The organism is Methylomarinovum caldicuralii, assembly GCF_033126985.1.
In the GTDB taxonomy this organism is placed as follows: domain Bacteria; phylum Pseudomonadota; class Gammaproteobacteria; order Methylococcales; family Methylothermaceae; genus Methylohalobius; species Methylohalobius caldicuralii.
Map to the genome: position 1 here is coordinate 2007346 of NZ_AP024714.1, position 13662 is coordinate 2021007.

Sequence of the window (13662 nt, forward strand, 5' to 3'; positions counted from 1 at the left end):
TCATTCTCCTGCTTGAAAAACCTGCTTGAGCCTGTGGGCGACCGGTTCCGGAACGAACGGGGTCACGTCCCCCCCGAGCCGGGCGATCTCCTTGATGAGGCTCGAGGACACGAACGCGTACTGCTCCGCCGGGGTCAGGAACATCGTTTCGATGGCGTCGCCGGTGAGGCGCCGGTTCATCGCCGCCAGCTGGAATTCGTACTCGAAGTCCGACACCGCCCGCAGCCCCCGGAGGATGACCCGGGCCCCGTGCTCGCGGGCGCAGTCCACCAGCAGATTGCCGAAGCCGATCACGGTGACGTTGTCCCAGGGCGCCAGGACCTGCCGGGCCAGGGCGACGCGCTCGTCGAGGGTGAACAGCGGCCCCTTGCCGCGGTTTTCCGCCACCGCCACCACCACCCGGGAGAAGACCCCGGCGGCGCGCCCGACCAGATCCACGTGACCGTTGGTGATGGGATCGAAGGTGCCGGGATAAATGGCGGTGACGTTCATGCCTGTGCCTGCCTCCGGTACAGATGACAACCGACCTCCCCCACCCGTTTGTGGCGCCACAGCGTCCAGTCGGACGGCACCGCCGGCGTCAGCACCGCTTCGGCCTCGACATAGATCCAGGCGGTCGCCGTCAGCCACCCGCCTTGTTCCAGGGCCTGGCAGACGGGTGCCACCTGGCCGCGTCCGAAGGGCGGATCGAGAAACACGATGTCGAAGGGGCGGTCGGGCGGGCGGCGCAGGAACCGCGGCACGTCGGCACGGACCACGCGGATTTCGGCGTTCAGCTGGCGGGCGGTCGCCTGCAGATGGCGCACGACGCCAGGATGGGATTCCACCTGCACCACCTCACCCGCCCCCCGCGAGGCGGCCTCCAGCCCCAAGGCGCCGCTGCCGGCGTAGAGGTCAAGACAGCGGGCCCCTGAAACCGCCTCCCGCAGCCAGTTGAACAGGGTCTCGCGCACGATCCCCGGCGTCGGCCGCAATCCTGAAACCGCCGGGAAACGCAGCCGGCGCCCGCGCCAGCGGCCGGCGATCAGGCGGACTTCACTGCTTTTCGCCATCACCCCTGGAAACGGCGCCCCCGCCCACCAGAACCGTCTGGAAACGGTCGGGATCCAGATGACGCCGGAAGGCTTCGACGACCGCCGTGCGGTCGACCCGGGCCACCTCGCGGGGGAAGCGGTCGAGATAGTCCAGCGGCAGACCGTAGAAACCGATCATGGCGACGTAGTCGGCCAGTTTGGCGTTGCTGTCGTAACGCAGCACGAAACCGCCGGTGATGTTCTTCTTGGCCGCCTCCAGCTCCGTCTCGGTTGGCCCTTCGGCCAGATAGCGGTCGATGGTCCGGCGCAGCACCTCGAGGGCGGACTCCGCCGCATCGTTGCGGGTCTGCAGGCCGGCGACGAACGGCCCCTTTTCCTTCAGCGGCACGAAGTAACTGTAGGCGCTGTAGGACAGCCCCCGCTTCTCCCGCACTTCCTTGACGATGCGCGAGGTGAAGCCGCCCCCGCCGAGGATGTGGTTGCCGACGTAGAGGGCGTAGTAGTCGGGATCGCCCCGTCTGATCACCGGCATGCCGGTATAGATGTGGGTCTGGGCCGAGGGGAAGGGTTTGCGCTCGGTACGGGCGTGCTGCGGCGCGGGGACCGGCGGGATCGGTGCGGCCGGCTCCCCCTGCGGGAGTGCATCAGTGAGGCGGCGGGCAATGCGGTCGGCTTCGGTGCGGCTCACGGCCCCGACCACCACCACCAGGGCGTTGCGGGCGACGTAATAGCGACGGTGAAAGTCCTCAAGATCCTGGCGCCGCATCGCCTTGACGGTGTCGATCTCCCCTTCGCTGGGATGGGCGTAGGGGTGGTCGCCGTAGATCATCTGGTAGAAACGCATCGCTGCCAGCTGCCCGGGCGATTCCTCCCGCTGTTTCAGGGCCAGCAGCAGGCGCTTCCTTTCCCGCTCGAAATCGGCCCGGGCGAAGCGGGGGTGGGCCAGGATCTCGGCGGCGGTTTCCAGGGCGACGTCCAGCTTGTCCGCGGCGGTGAGGCTGCGCAGATCGAGCCAGGCGGAGTCGCGCGACACCCCGGTGCTCAGCTGCGCGCCCACGTTTTCCAGACGCTGGGCGATGGCATCGGCATCCCAGCGGCCGGCGCCGGTATCGAGCAGCGCCGAGGTCAGGTGGGCGAGACCGAAGCGGTCCCCGTCCCAGGCGCTGCCGGCGGCGAACACCACCTGCACGTCTACCAGCGGCAATTCCGGCGTGTGGACGTAATAGACCTTCACGCCGTTTTCGGTCCGCCAGGACTGGATCTTGGGCCCGGCCCAGACATCGAAGGCCAGCACCAGCCCCACAAAGAGCGCGAAACAAGCTTTAACGGACATGGTTACCTCCTAAACCTGCCGGTGCGGGCGGACGCTGACCGGCCTTGATCGGCAACGGCTGCAGCCGGGCGACGGTGAGATGATCGGCGGTCAGGTACTTGCGCGCCACTTCCTGCACCTGGGCGGCGGTGATCTGCTGAATGCGGTCGACGTACTCGTCCAGGCGGCGCCAGCCCAGTCCGTTGGTCTCCAGCAGGCCGATCTGCATGGCCTGGTAGAACATGGAGTCCCGTTCGTAGACGGCTTCGGCGGTCACCTGGGTCTTGACCCGTTCCAGCTCCCCGGCGGACACCGGTTCTTCCTGCAACCGCTTGACCTCCTGGCGCAGGGCCTGTTCCAGTTCGTCCAGGTCATGACCCTGAGCAGGGGTGCCATTGAACAGAAACAGTGTCGGCAAACGGTCGTAGAGATCGTAACCGGCGCCGGCGGCGGCGGCGATCTGTCTGCCCCGCACCAGGTGGGTGGCCAGGCGGGCGCTTTCACCGCCGTCGAGAACGCCGGCCAGCACGGTGAGGGCGTAGGCTTCCCACTGCCGGTCCTCGGGCAGACTCGCCAATACCGGCACCTTGTACCCCATGAGCAGATAGGGCAGTTTGGCCGGCACCTTCACCGTCAGCCGCCGCTCTCCCCGCTGCTCGACTTCGGTGCGGGGCTTGAGCGGCGGAATCTCACTGGGTTCGAGCGGGCCGAACCACTTTTTCGCCCACGTGAGAATCCGCTCGGGATCCACGTCTCCCACCACCACCAGGGTGGCGTTGTTGGGGGCGTACCACTGCCGGTACCACTGGCGCAGGTCGGCGACGGTGAGTGCTTCGATGTCCGCCGGCCAGCCGATCACCGGATTCCGGTACGGGCCGTTGGTGAAGGCGACGGCCATGAAGTGTTCGTAAGTCTTGGCCCTCGGCTGGTCGTCGGTGCGCATGCGGCGCTCCTCCAGCACCACCTGCTTTTCCTTGGCGAATTCCTTTTCGTCCAGTTTGAGGTGACGCATGCGGTCCGCCTCCAGTTCGAAGGCCACCGGCAGCCGGGACTTTTCCAGGGTTTCGAAATAGGCAGTGTAATCGGTGCCGGTAAAGGCGTTCTCGCGCCCGCCCAGCTCGGCGATGATGCGGGAGAATTCGCCCGGCCCGTGCTTTTCGGTCCCCTTGAACATCATGTGTTCGAGCATGTGGGAGATGCCGGTGATGCCGTCGTGCTCGTAGCTCGAACCCACCTTGTACCATACCTGGGAGACCGCCACCGGAGCGCGGTGATCTTCCTTCACCACCACCTTGAGGCCGTTGTCGAGCCTGTATTCGTGAACCTTGGGGGCGGTGGCGCAGGCGGCCAACGGCAGCAGCAACACCAGCCAGAGAAAACAGAGAAATCTTCGGATCATCGCGTCCGTCCCGTAAATTCCAAGGGATTTAGTATAAAATGATATGTCCCAACCATTGTAATGCAATCTCACCCTCAGGGCCCATGAAAGCGAAAACGCTCGACGATTCCACGCTCCCTTCCGCCTCCTGGCGCGCCTATTTCGAGCTGTGCAAACCCCGGGTGGTGGCGCTGATCGTCTTCACCGCCGTCGTCGGCATGTTCCTGTCGGTTCCCGGCATGGTGCCGCTGCGACCGCTCGTTTTCGGCACCCTAGGCATCGCCCTGGCGGCGGCCTCGGCGGCCGCTTTCAACCATTATCTCGACCGTCACGCCGACGCCCAGATGGGCCGCACCCGCCACCGTCCCCTGCCCCAGGGGGAACTGGAGCCCTGGAAGGTGCTGGTATTCGCCTCGGCTTTGGGGCTGGCCTCGATGATCATCCTGGTGGTCTGGGTCAACTGGCTGACGGCGATCCTGACTTTCCTGTCGCTGATTGGCTATGCGGTCGTTTACACCGTCTATCTGAAACGGGCCACCCCCCAGAACATCGTCATCGGCGGGGCGGCCGGGGCGGTGCCGCCAATCCTGGGATCGTGCGCGGTGTTGGGGCAGATCCACCCCAACACGGTGCTGCTGTTCCTCATCATCTTCCTGTGGACCCCGCCCCACTTCTGGGCCCTGGCCATCGCCAAACGCGACGAATACGCCAAGGTGGACATTCCCATGCTGCCGGTGACCCACGGCGTCGAGTTCACCGGTCTGCAGGTGTTTCTCTACACCATCCTCCTCACCGTCATCAGCGTGATGCCCTACCTCACCCGCATGAGCGGCCTGATCTACCTGGGCGTCACCGTCATCCTGGACGCCATCTTCCTCTATCTGGCCTGGCAGCTGCGCCTGCAGCCTGACAACAAGCGCCTGGCGATGCGGACCTTCGCCTACTCCATCCTGTATCTGATGATCCTGTTCGCCGCCCTGCTGGTGGACCACTACTGGTATTTTTATCCATAAAAAACGGACGGCCCCGTTTCCGGAACCGCCCGCCGCACTTTGCAACAGGTCGGCGCTCAGGCCGCTTCGGCCAACATCAGGTGCTTGAGCTTTTTGAGCGCATTCTTTTCCAATTGGCGAATGCGCTCGGCGGAAACACCATAACGGTCGGCCAGTTCCTGAAGGGTGACCTTCTTTTCCCCAAGCCAGCGCGACTGCAGAATGTCGCGGCTGCGCTCGTCGAGCTGCGACAGGGCGGCCTGAAGCCGTTCGTGCTCGACTTGCTGCCACTCGTGCTCCTCCAATTGGTGCGCCGGATCGGAATCGATTCGCGCATGGAGGAAATGGACCGGCGCCGGAGAGGCGTTTTCCTCCTCGTCCGCGCCGCCGTCGAAGGCCATGTCCTGACCGTTCATGCGCTTTTCCATTTCCCGCACGGTTTCCACCTTCACGCCCAGATCCTTGGCGATCGCTTCCGCTTCGTTCTGGTTCAGCCAGTTCAGCCTTTTGCGCGCCTTGCGCAGGTTGAAGAACAGCTTGCGCTGCGCCTTGGTGGTGGCGATCTTGACGATGCGCCAATTGCGCAGGATGAATTCGTGGATCTCGGCACGAATCCAATGCACCGCGAAGGAAATCAGGCGCACCCCGACCGCCGGATCGTAACGCTTCACCGCCTTCATCAAGCCGATGTTGCCTTCCTGGATCAGGTCCGCCAGCGGCAGACCGTAACCCAGATAGCCCTTGGCGATCGGCACCACATAGCGCAGATTGGCGAGAATCAGCTGCTTGGCTGCTTCCAGATCGTTCTGGCGCCGAAAGCGGGTAGCCAACTCCCGCTCCTCCTCGGCGCTCAATTTCGGCAGTTGATTGACGGCCACGATGTAGTCGTTGACCGAACGGATCGACTTGCCGATGCCCGGAATGGCCAGTGCGTTGCTCATCCTGCTATCCCCCTGTTGGTTTGTTGTTGTTGCAAAGCCGAAGGCCAATCTAGCACTCTCGAAGAGAGAGTGCCAGTCTCCTGGAAAGTTCCTTGACGTAAAGAAAAAAACCGCCCCGAAGGGCGGTCCCCAAAAAGAGGCAATTCAATGGCTACGCAATAAGGAAAAGTGCAACCACTTTTCCAGGGTCCCCCACCTCCCTGTGGGGGGATATGGAGAAAAACATGAAGCGTCAATCAGTCTTCCAAGACGTCGTCCGCCCACTGGGCCTGGTCAGCGCCGATGCGGGCGACAGCCTCGTCGTAGACCTCACCACACAGCGGTTTGCCCAGCAAGTTCAGGATACTGGCAAGGCTCTGCAGCCAGACTCCCAGGATCCCCAGCGCGAACCAACCGAAGAAGACAAAACCGTAGTGCAGGGGGGCAACGAACAACTCTTCCATAAACCAGAAGGTATGACCCCATTCATTCAGACCGACGTTAGGGACGATCATGAACGGCCCCACCACCGAGATCAGGTACGGGAGGGACATCCCCTTCTTTGTATAGTCAAAGTAAGGCAAACGGGTATGAGCGTAGATGAAAGCGCCAAAACCCGTGATGATGTAGACCGGATACGAACCATAAAACTCGATGATGTGGCTCGGCGTGAAGTCGGTATCACGGACGATGGTCTGATGCCAGGTTCCGTCCTGTTCAGTGAAAAAGCTCGCCCCCCAGTAAATGGAATAGGCATAGGCAAACAACCAGATAAGATGGGTAAAGTTGCGGCGCAGCTCCTCCCGGGTGCCAGCGATCTTGTCCAGATCGCGGGGCCGGGTGCGCCACAGATAACCCCACAGCATGGCGGCAATGATGACTTCCACCACGATTTCAGTGTACAGGAAATTCATCCAGTAGGTTTCGAATTCCGGTGCGAAGGAATCCAGACCAGCTTGCCAGCCGTAAACCCTTTCATACCACACCACCCAAGAATAGAGGATGGTGTAGATCGCAAAGGCAAACGCAAGCCATCTGCGGTTCAATATAGGTTGCTCCGCCTGGGCGGAGACACCAGCCGATGTAGCTGCCATAAGTAACCTCCTTAACGTTTCGTTGTTATGACGAGCGAGGCAAAATCTACCAGTTCCATCGTCGCGCTTTTTTGACCCAGATCAAAAATAATACATTTTTTGTAGTTTTATATCGCATAAAAACCATTTTTATTTCAAATGGTTACAATATTAAACTATTAGAAGTGAGGAAATGGACCGGCGCCGGAGAGGCGTTTTCCTCCTCGTCCGCGCCGCCGTCGAAGGCCATGTCCTGACCGTTCATGCGCTTTTCCATTTCCCGCACGGTTTCCACCTTCACGCCCAGATCCTTGGCGATCGCTTCCGCTTCGTTCTGGTTCAGCCAGTTCAGCCTTTTGCGCGCCTTGCGCAGGTTGAAGAACAGCTTGCGCTGCGCCGAGCTGCCGAGCTATTGTCAAATCTGGTGTCCAGCCGCCTCGGTCGTACCCTGTGAATGATCCTCTACGCGTTCGCCATCCTTGAATTTCACTCCCTCGACCACATCGGCCAACAGATTGTAGCCCCGAAGGCGTCGCCACTTTTTCTGCGCTGTCTCCATCAGCTTCCATGCCATCGTCAATATCGTCATGCGGTTGCGACAGTTTTTGGTCTTGATGGTCCTCAGGCGCACCGTGGCAAATACCGATTCGATCGGGTTCGTTGTCCGAATGTGCTGCCAGTGCTTGGCAGGAAAATCGTAGAACGCCAGCAGCGATTCCTTGTCCTTCGTCAGGCATTCTATGGCCTTTGGGTACTTGGCCTCGAAGCGCTTCACGCAACGGTCGAAGGCCTGGTAGGTGTCCTGCCGGGTTTCGGCCATCCAGATCTCGTGCAGGGCCTCCGTGAGCTTGGGCTGCACCGACTTGGGCACCTTGTTCAGCACGTTCGCCGTCTTGTGCACCCAGCAACGCTGTTGTGCCGTCTTTGGCCACTTCTTGGCGATGGCCTTCCAAAAACCCAGAGCGCCGTCACCAATGGCCAGCTTTGGCGGGACCGTCAGCCCCTGGCTTTCTAGTTGCTCGATCACCTCCAGCCAGCTGGCCTCGGACTCCCGATAGCCATCGACCACCGCCAGCAGATCCTTGCGCCCCGTCTCGTCCGAGCCTACCACCACCAGCAGGCACAGACGATCGTCCAGCCGCACGTTGCTGTAGACCCCATCGACCCATACGTACACATAGCGCCGCCGACTCAGATCCCGCCGGCGCCATTGCCGATACTCCGCCTCCCAGATCTTCTTGAGCCGACCGACCGTGGCAGCCGACAGCCCCTTGGCCCAGCAGGGCCTCCAGCGCTGGATGCATCTCCCCCGTCGAGACCCCCTTCAAGTACAACCAGGGGATGAATTCCTCGACGTTCTTGGTCCGCTTCAGGTACGGCGGTACCAGTCGGCTGTTGAACTTGATACCCTGGCCAGAACGTTGGGGACCTTGACCGGCACCTCACCCAGACCGGTCTGGATGCTGCGTTCCGGGAGATACCCATTGCGCACCACTGCCCGCTTCCCGTCCACGCTCTGATCGGCATATCGGCTCAGAAGCTCAACCACCTCCGCCTCAATGGCCTGCGCCAAAAGCTGCCTGGCCCCTTCCTTCAGCAGTTCATTCAAGGCATCTTCGGCTGGTGTTTTCAACTCGACAACGTTACTCTCGTTCATAGCGATGTACATCTCCTGGTGGTTGTTGTTTCGTCACGATCAGTCATCAGGGTACACCGCTTCTTCAATCACCCCATACACCAGAAATCAGCATAGCTCCTACCAAGGGCAAATGCGAGCATGGTGTCGGCTATGTCAAGCGCAACGCCATTGCCGGACGTGAGTTTGGCTCGTTTGCCGAGCTCCAGGCCCATCTGGAACACTGGATGGCGGCCGTGGCCGACGTGCGCATCCATGGCACCACCGGTGAGCGTCCCATCGACCGCTTCCAGGCACAAGCGCGGCAGGCGCTTGGGTCCTTGAAAGACCGGGCGCCCTTCCAGCAGATCCGGGAGTTGAGCCGCAAGGTCCACGCCGATGCCTGCGTCGAAGTCGACACCAACCGCTACAGCGTTCCCTGGCGGCTGATCGGCCAGCAAACCCAGGTCCAGATCGAAACCGGCCAGGTGAAGATCTACCACGGCGGCGTGCTGGTCGCCTGCCATGCCGAAGCGGTCGGCAAACGTCAGCGCCGTCTCGATCCGGCCCACCTCAAGGGCGTGATCAGCTCCCCGCATCCGGCCCCATCCCCGTCGGTCGAGCCCGCCACTTCCGAGCTGTTACGCCCCCTGGCCGAGTATGAGCAGATCGCAGGAGGTGCCTGGTGAACAACGACCGCCTCGACGCCATGCTCACCCGGCTCAAGCTCACTGCCATTCGCGACGGCCTCGACACCCTGCTCGACGAGGCCGCCCGAAGAGACCTCAACCTGCGGGAGGCCCTCACCTTCCTGTGCGAAGCCGAAATCGCCAGGAAGGACCAGCGCCGGGTTCACATGGCCACCAGCATTGCCAAATTCCCCTACGTGCGCACCCTGGAGGGGTTCGACTTCCAGGCACAGCCGTCGGTCGATCCCAAACAGATCCGGGAACTGGCCACAGGACGCTGGATCGCCAACGGCGACGCACTCCTGCTGCTCGGTCCCCCGGGAGTCGGCAAAACCCACCTGGCCGTCGCCTTAGGCCGTGAGGCCATCCACAAAGGTTATTCGGTGCTGTTTACCACCGCCACAGCCCTGATGACCACCCTCACCCAGGCACAAGCCCAGGGCAGGCTGGAGGAACGTCTCACGCACTACAGCAAACCCAAGCTGCTCATTGTCGATGAACTGGGGTATCTGCCTTTCGAATCCCAGGCAGCCCACCTGTTCTTCCAACTGGTCTCGAGGCGCTATGAGCGGGGCAGCCTGCTGATTACGAGCAACCGCAGTGTCGGCGAATGGGGAGAAGTCTTCGGAGACGCGGTGGTCGCCACCGCCATCCTGGACCGGCTGTTACATCACAGCCATGTCATCACCATCCGCGGCGAAAGCTATCGCCTGCGGGAGAAACGGCGGGCCGGCCTTATCAGGCCCGCTTCCCACCTCCCCGGGACTGAGCAAGCCGGGAAATCCAACGCAACAACCTTGTAAACCAGGGGGGCAGTTCCAAGTGTCGCAAGAGGGTCAATTTCTGGTGTCGCTTGACATGCCGATACCCGGAATGGCCAGTGCGTTGCTCATCCTGCTATCCCCCCTGTTGGTTTGTTGTTGTTGCAAAGCCGAAGGCCAATCTAGCACTCTCGAAGAGAGAGTGCCAGCTTTTTGGAAAGTTCCTTGATTCAGGGCAAAAAACCGCCCGGGAGCGATGTCACGGACGGAACAGCCGCCACAGGTGCCGGCTGACCACCAGCGCGGCGGCGGCCGTCGTCAGCAGGCACACGGCCAGCCAGATTCCGAGGATTTCACCCAGGGAGAAGAAGTGCGCCTCGAAGCGGCTGCCGTAGAGGCGCGCCAGTTCGACGACATGGGGATAGAGCAGCCGATACAGCAGGAAAACGCCCGCGAGCGCCGCACCGCCACCGAGGAAGCCGAACCAGAAGCCGCAATACAGGAACGGACGGCGGATGAAACCGGGGGTGGCGCCCAGCAGGCTCATCACCTCGATCGCTTCATGATGTTCTTCCAATTCCAGGCGCACGGTATTGCCCACCACCAGCACCACCGCCAGCGACAGAATCACCCCCAGCGCCAAGGCGGCGTGCCGGGCCAGGCGCAACCAGGCCCGAAAGCGCTGCAACCAGGCCTGATTCCACTGGATCTGCTCCACGCCGGGCCACCGGCGCCAGCGCTGGATCAGCTCGGCAAGGCGGGCCTCCTCGCTCCAGGCTGGCTTCGGTGTCACTTCGATGACCGCCGGCAGCGGATTGTCGGGCAGCCAGTCCAGGGCCGCGGCGAAATCGCCCGCCTCGCGCAACTGAGCCAGGGCCTCGTCCTTGCCGATCAGATGGACTTGCGCCACCGCCTCCTCCTCCCGCAGACGCGCCGCCAGGCTTTGCGCCTTCTTTGCGGGCAGATCCGGCTGCAGATACAGCGTCACCTGCCGACCGGAATCGAAAGCGCCCCCCAAACGCTGCACCTGGGACAAGATGAGATGGAAGCTTAAAGGCAGCACCAGAGTGACCGCGATGACGCCGATCGTGACCGCCGTCATCCACGGTGCCCGCCACAGCTCCTCCAGACTGGAAAGCAAAGCCTGGCGGTGCAGACGCAGGTAGGTCTTCAGCCGGCCAGCCATCCCCTCACCCCACTTCGACGACACGTCCCTGTTCCAGGTGGAACCAGCGGCTGGCGAAGCGTTCGACCAGCCCCTGGTCGTGACTGGCAATCAGAAAAGTCACCCCGACCCGGTTGAAATCGCGGAACATGGCGAAGATCTCCTGGGACAAGTCCGGGTCCAAATTTCCGGTCGGCTCGTCGGCCAGGATCAAGGGGGGGCGGGTGACGATGGCCCGGGCGATACCGACCCGCTGTTGTTCGCCCCCGGAGAGGGTGACCGGCCCGCGCCGTTCACAGCCGGCCAGTCCCACCTTGGCCAGGGCCGCCCGGGTGCGGCGCTCGATCTCTTCCGGCGCGTATCCGGCGATCTGAAGCGGCAGGGCGACGTTGTCGAACACACTGCGGTCGTAAAGCAGGCGGTAGTCCTGGAAGATTAGACCGATGCGGCGGCGCAGGTAGGGCACGCTCCGGGACGGTAGCCGGGTCAGATCGCGGTCGTTGAGGAAAATCCGGCCGCGGCTGGGCCGTTCGATGAGAGCCGCCAACTTGAGGACGGTACTCTTGCCGGCCCCGGAATGGCCGGTGATGAAGGCCATGTCACCGCGCTCGACCGCCAGATCGAGCCCTTTCAAAATCTCGCCGCTGCCCGGATAGCGCTTACCGACCCCCTGGAAACGCAGCATGGCGTCAGTGCAGGAGCGGAGCCGGCGCCTCCCGGGATTGTTCGGCGAACAAGGCATCGATGAACGCCTTGGCGTTGAAGTCCTGCAGGTCGTCGATGCCTTCTCCGATGCCGATGAAGCGGATCGGAATGCCGAAGCGCTTGGCCAGGGCGAAGATCACCCCGCCTTTGGCGGTGCCGTCGAGCTTGGTCAGGGCGATGCCGGTCACCCCCACCGCCTGGTTGAACTGCTCGGCCTGGGAGATGGCGTTCTGCCCTGTGGTAGCGTCGAGCACCAGCAGCACCTCGTGGGGGGCGGTGGGATCGAGCTTGGCCATGATACGCTTGATCTTGGCCAGCTCCTCCATCAGATTGGACTTGGTGTGGAGACGGCCGGCGGTATCGGCGATGAGCACGTCGATGCCGCGCGCCCTGGCGGCCTGGAGGGCATCGTAGATGACCGAGGCGGAATCGGCGCCGCTGTGCTGAGCGACGACCGGTACCTGATTGCGTTCTCCCCAGACCTTGAGCTGTTCCACGGCGGCGGCGCGGAAGGTGTCACCGGCGGCGAGCATGACGCTGCGGCCCTGACGCTGCAGGCGCTTGGCCAGCTTGCCGATGGTGGTGGTCTTGCCGACGCCGTTGACCCCCACCACCAGGATCACGAAGGGTTTGTGGGCGGGATCGATCCTGAGGGGCCGGCTGCAGGGTTCGAGGATCTCCAGCAGCACGTCGTGGAGGGCCTGCATCACCGTCTCCTGATCCTTGAGCTGCTGACGCGACAGGCGGGCCTTGAGGCGGTCGATGATTTCTTCGGTGGCCTCGACACCGACGTCGGCCATGAGCAGGTGGGTTTCGATCTCCTCCAGCAGCTCCTCATCCAGCTCGCGTCCGGCCAGGGGCAGGGAGGCGAGGAAGCCGGTCAGCCCCTTGCGGGTCTTGCCCAGGCCGCTTTTGAGCCGCTCGAACAGGGTTTCCGGCGCGGGCGGCACCTCTGCCGGCGGCGGGATCGGAACCTCGGGAGGCGGCGGCGCTTCTCCTGCGGCTTCGGCCGCGCGCGCCTGGGGCAGCGGCGGACCGCAGCGGAGGAAGAACGCCACGCCGTAGCCCGTGACCAGGATCGCCAGCGCCGCCAGCGAATGGCCCACCACCAGATAGGCCGGCGCGCCCTTGATGACCACCGACATGCCGAAGGCGATCACCACCAGCAGCAGGAAGTTGAGCAGTACCCCAACTTTGCTCAGGTGAGGCACCTTGGGATTGGAACTGATCGACAGCCCCAGCAGGAACAGCACCACGAACCCCACCAGCGCCCCGAGGCGGTGAAGCCAGTGCAGGGTGATGCGGCCGTCGGCATCAGGCAGGCTCCATCCGCTCAGCCCGTAGTGCCACTGCTCCCAGAAGGCCAGGGCGTGCCAGTCGGGGCTTTCAGGCCACCAGCGCCCCTGACAGGTGGGGAAATCCGGGCACACCAGAGCGGCGTAATCAGCCCCCACCAGGGCCCCGAGCCAGCCCTGGAGCAGGGCGACGCCCAGGGCAATCAGGGCCAGACGCCGCAAACCCTGGGTGTGGGCATAGCGTTCCCAGGGCGACGGGGCGAGGCGCAGATACCAGCCGAAGGCCGTCAGGATCATCGCCACGCCGCTCAACCAGTGGAAGGCGACCAGCGCCGGCATCATGCGGCTGGCCACCAGGGCCGCGCCCAGTCCCGCCTGCAGCCCGTACAACAAGGCCAGACTCCAGCTGCCGATCAGGGCGATGCGGCGGCGGGGGTGGCGCACTGCGGTCACCAGCAGCCCCAACAGCAGCACCCCTGCCGCACCCGCCGCCAGACGGTGGAGCATGTGCAGCCGCGCGGCGGCGGCATCGTAGAAGACGCCGGGATAGCGCTGCAATGCCTCGGCCGGCAGGTTTTCCGGCGGCCACCACTGACCGAAGCACGCCGGCGCGTCGGGGCAGGCGGTTCCGGCGCCGGTGGCACGCACGTAAACGCCGAGAGCGAAGGTGACGACGAGAAAGAACAGGGTCAAAAGAACGAATTTTCTGTACATGATCGCAGC

The 13662-nt window shown here is 63.2% G+C and carries 13 protein-coding genes and 1 pseudogene; 3 read left to right on the top strand and 11 right to left on the bottom strand.

Annotated features, from left to right (window positions below; all coding sequences use genetic code 11):
* The 4 genes from coaD to MCIT9_RS10250 are packed head-to-tail and all read right to left on the bottom strand — an operon-like array spanning position 1 to position 3745.
* Entirely contained in the window at positions 1-492 is a 492-nt protein-coding gene (gene coaD / locus MCIT9_RS10235) for a pantetheine-phosphate adenylyltransferase (RefSeq protein ID WP_317704787.1), read from the bottom strand.
* Entirely contained in the window at positions 489-1052 is a 564-nt protein-coding gene (gene rsmD / locus MCIT9_RS10240; protein ID WP_317704788.1) for a 16S rRNA (guanine(966)-N(2))-methyltransferase RsmD, read from the bottom strand. Before rsmD ends, coaD begins: the two co-directional genes overlap by 4 nt.
* Positions 1036-2367: a M16 family metallopeptidase gene (locus tag MCIT9_RS10245; protein ID WP_317704789.1), complete on the bottom strand. Its 1332-nt coding sequence runs from the start codon at positions 2365-2367 to the stop codon at positions 1036-1038. Before MCIT9_RS10245 ends, rsmD begins: the two co-directional genes overlap by 17 nt.
* Positions 2357-3745 (bottom strand): M16 family metallopeptidase, encoded by a 1389-nt coding sequence (locus MCIT9_RS10250; protein WP_317704790.1) that lies wholly within the window; start codon positions 3743-3745, stop codon positions 2357-2359. Before MCIT9_RS10250 ends, MCIT9_RS10245 begins: the two co-directional genes overlap by 11 nt.
* A gap of 83 nt (positions 3746-3828) precedes the next feature.
* Between MCIT9_RS10250 and cyoE the strand changes: the two genes are divergently transcribed.
* A complete protein-coding gene (gene cyoE, locus MCIT9_RS10255) occupies positions 3829-4737 on the top strand; it encodes a heme o synthase (protein ID WP_317704791.1) in 909 nt (302 codons plus the stop codon).
* Positions 4738-4793: 56 nt separating this feature from the next.
* Here the strand turns inward: cyoE and rpoH are convergent, their stop codons facing one another.
* The 4 genes and pseudogenes from rpoH to MCIT9_RS10275 all read right to left on the bottom strand — a co-directional run bounded on the left by rpoH (position 4794) and on the right by MCIT9_RS10275 (position 8366).
* A complete protein-coding gene (gene rpoH / locus MCIT9_RS10260; RefSeq protein ID WP_317704792.1) occupies positions 4794-5657 on the bottom strand; it encodes an RNA polymerase sigma factor RpoH in 864 nt (287 codons plus the stop codon).
* A gap of 236 nt (positions 5658-5893) precedes the next feature.
* Positions 5894-6730: a bacterial ammonia monooxygenase, subunit AmoC gene (amoC, locus tag MCIT9_RS10265; RefSeq protein ID WP_317704793.1), complete on the bottom strand. Its 837-nt coding sequence runs from the start codon at positions 6728-6730 to the stop codon at positions 5894-5896.
* A gap of 142 nt (positions 6731-6872) precedes the next feature.
* Positions 6873-7010 (bottom strand): hypothetical protein, encoded by a 138-nt coding sequence (locus MCIT9_RS10270; RefSeq protein ID WP_317704794.1) that lies wholly within the window; start codon positions 7008-7010, stop codon positions 6873-6875.
* Positions 7011-7124: 114 nt separating this feature from the next.
* Positions 7125-8366 (bottom strand): annotated as a pseudogene (locus MCIT9_RS10275) (IS256 family transposase).
* Positions 8367-8572: 206 nt separating this feature from the next.
* Here MCIT9_RS10275 and MCIT9_RS10280 point away from each other — a divergent pair.
* On the top strand, positions 8573-9013 hold the full coding sequence (locus MCIT9_RS10280; RefSeq protein ID WP_317704795.1) for a Mu transposase domain-containing protein: 441 nt from the start codon (positions 8573-8575) through the stop codon (positions 9011-9013).
* Positions 9010-9816 (top strand): IS21-like element helper ATPase IstB, encoded by an 807-nt coding sequence (istB, locus tag MCIT9_RS10285; protein WP_317704796.1) that lies wholly within the window; start codon positions 9010-9012, stop codon positions 9814-9816. Before MCIT9_RS10280 ends, istB begins: the two co-directional genes overlap by 4 nt.
* Before the next feature lie 217 nt (positions 9817-10033).
* Here the strand turns inward: istB and ftsX are convergent, their stop codons facing one another.
* The 3 genes from ftsX to ftsY are packed head-to-tail and all read right to left on the bottom strand — an operon-like array spanning position 10034 to position 13653.
* Positions 10034-10960, bottom strand: coding sequence for a permease-like cell division protein FtsX (gene ftsX, locus MCIT9_RS10290; RefSeq protein WP_317704797.1), 927 nt, complete (start codon positions 10958-10960; stop codon positions 10034-10036).
* 4 nt (positions 10961-10964) lie between these two features.
* Positions 10965-11624 carry a cell division ATP-binding protein FtsE gene (locus MCIT9_RS10295; protein WP_317704798.1) on the bottom strand — a complete coding sequence of 220 codons (660 nt, stop codon included), beginning with the start codon at positions 11622-11624 and terminating at the stop codon, positions 10965-10967.
* A 4-nt stretch (positions 11625-11628) separates the two neighbouring features.
* Entirely contained in the window at positions 11629-13653 is a 2025-nt protein-coding gene (gene ftsY, locus MCIT9_RS10300; protein WP_317704799.1) for a signal recognition particle-docking protein FtsY, read from the bottom strand.
* Between the last annotated feature and the right edge of the window lie 9 nt (positions 13654-13662).

Excerpts from the sequence above, each read along its gene's own strand:
- coaD (WP_317704787.1), bottom strand. The coding sequence starts at position 492 with ATGAACGTCACCGCCATTTATCCCGGCACCTTCGATCCCATCACCAAC.
- ftsX (WP_317704797.1), bottom strand. The coding sequence starts at position 10,960 with ATGGCTGGCCGGCTGAAGACCTACCTGCGTCTGCACCGCCAGGCTTTG.
- MCIT9_RS10280 (WP_317704795.1), top strand. The coding sequence starts at position 8,573 with ATGGCGGCCGTGGCCGACGTGCGCATCCATGGCACCACCGGTGAGCGT.
- rsmD (WP_317704788.1), bottom strand. The coding sequence starts at position 1,052 with ATGGCGAAAAGCAGTGAAGTCCGCCTGATCGCCGGCCGCTGGCGCGGG.
- MCIT9_RS10250 (WP_317704790.1), bottom strand. The coding sequence starts at position 3,745 with ATGATCCGAAGATTTCTCTGTTTTCTCTGGCTGGTGTTGCTGCTGCCG.
- cyoE (WP_317704791.1), top strand. The coding sequence starts at position 3,829 with ATGAAAGCGAAAACGCTCGACGATTCCACGCTCCCTTCCGCCTCCTGG.
- MCIT9_RS10245 (WP_317704789.1), bottom strand. The coding sequence starts at position 2,367 with ATGTCCGTTAAAGCTTGTTTCGCGCTCTTTGTGGGGCTGGTGCTGGCC.
- ftsY (WP_317704799.1), bottom strand. The coding sequence starts at position 13,653 with ATGTACAGAAAATTCGTTCTTTTGACCCTGTTCTTTCTCGTCGTCACC.
- rpoH (WP_317704792.1), bottom strand. The coding sequence starts at position 5,657 with ATGAGCAACGCACTGGCCATTCCGGGCATCGGCAAGTCGATCCGTTCG.
- MCIT9_RS10295 (WP_317704798.1), bottom strand. The coding sequence starts at position 11,624 with ATGCTGCGTTTCCAGGGGGTCGGTAAGCGCTATCCGGGCAGCGGCGAG.
- amoC (WP_317704793.1), bottom strand. The coding sequence starts at position 6,730 with ATGGCAGCTACATCGGCTGGTGTCTCCGCCCAGGCGGAGCAACCTATA.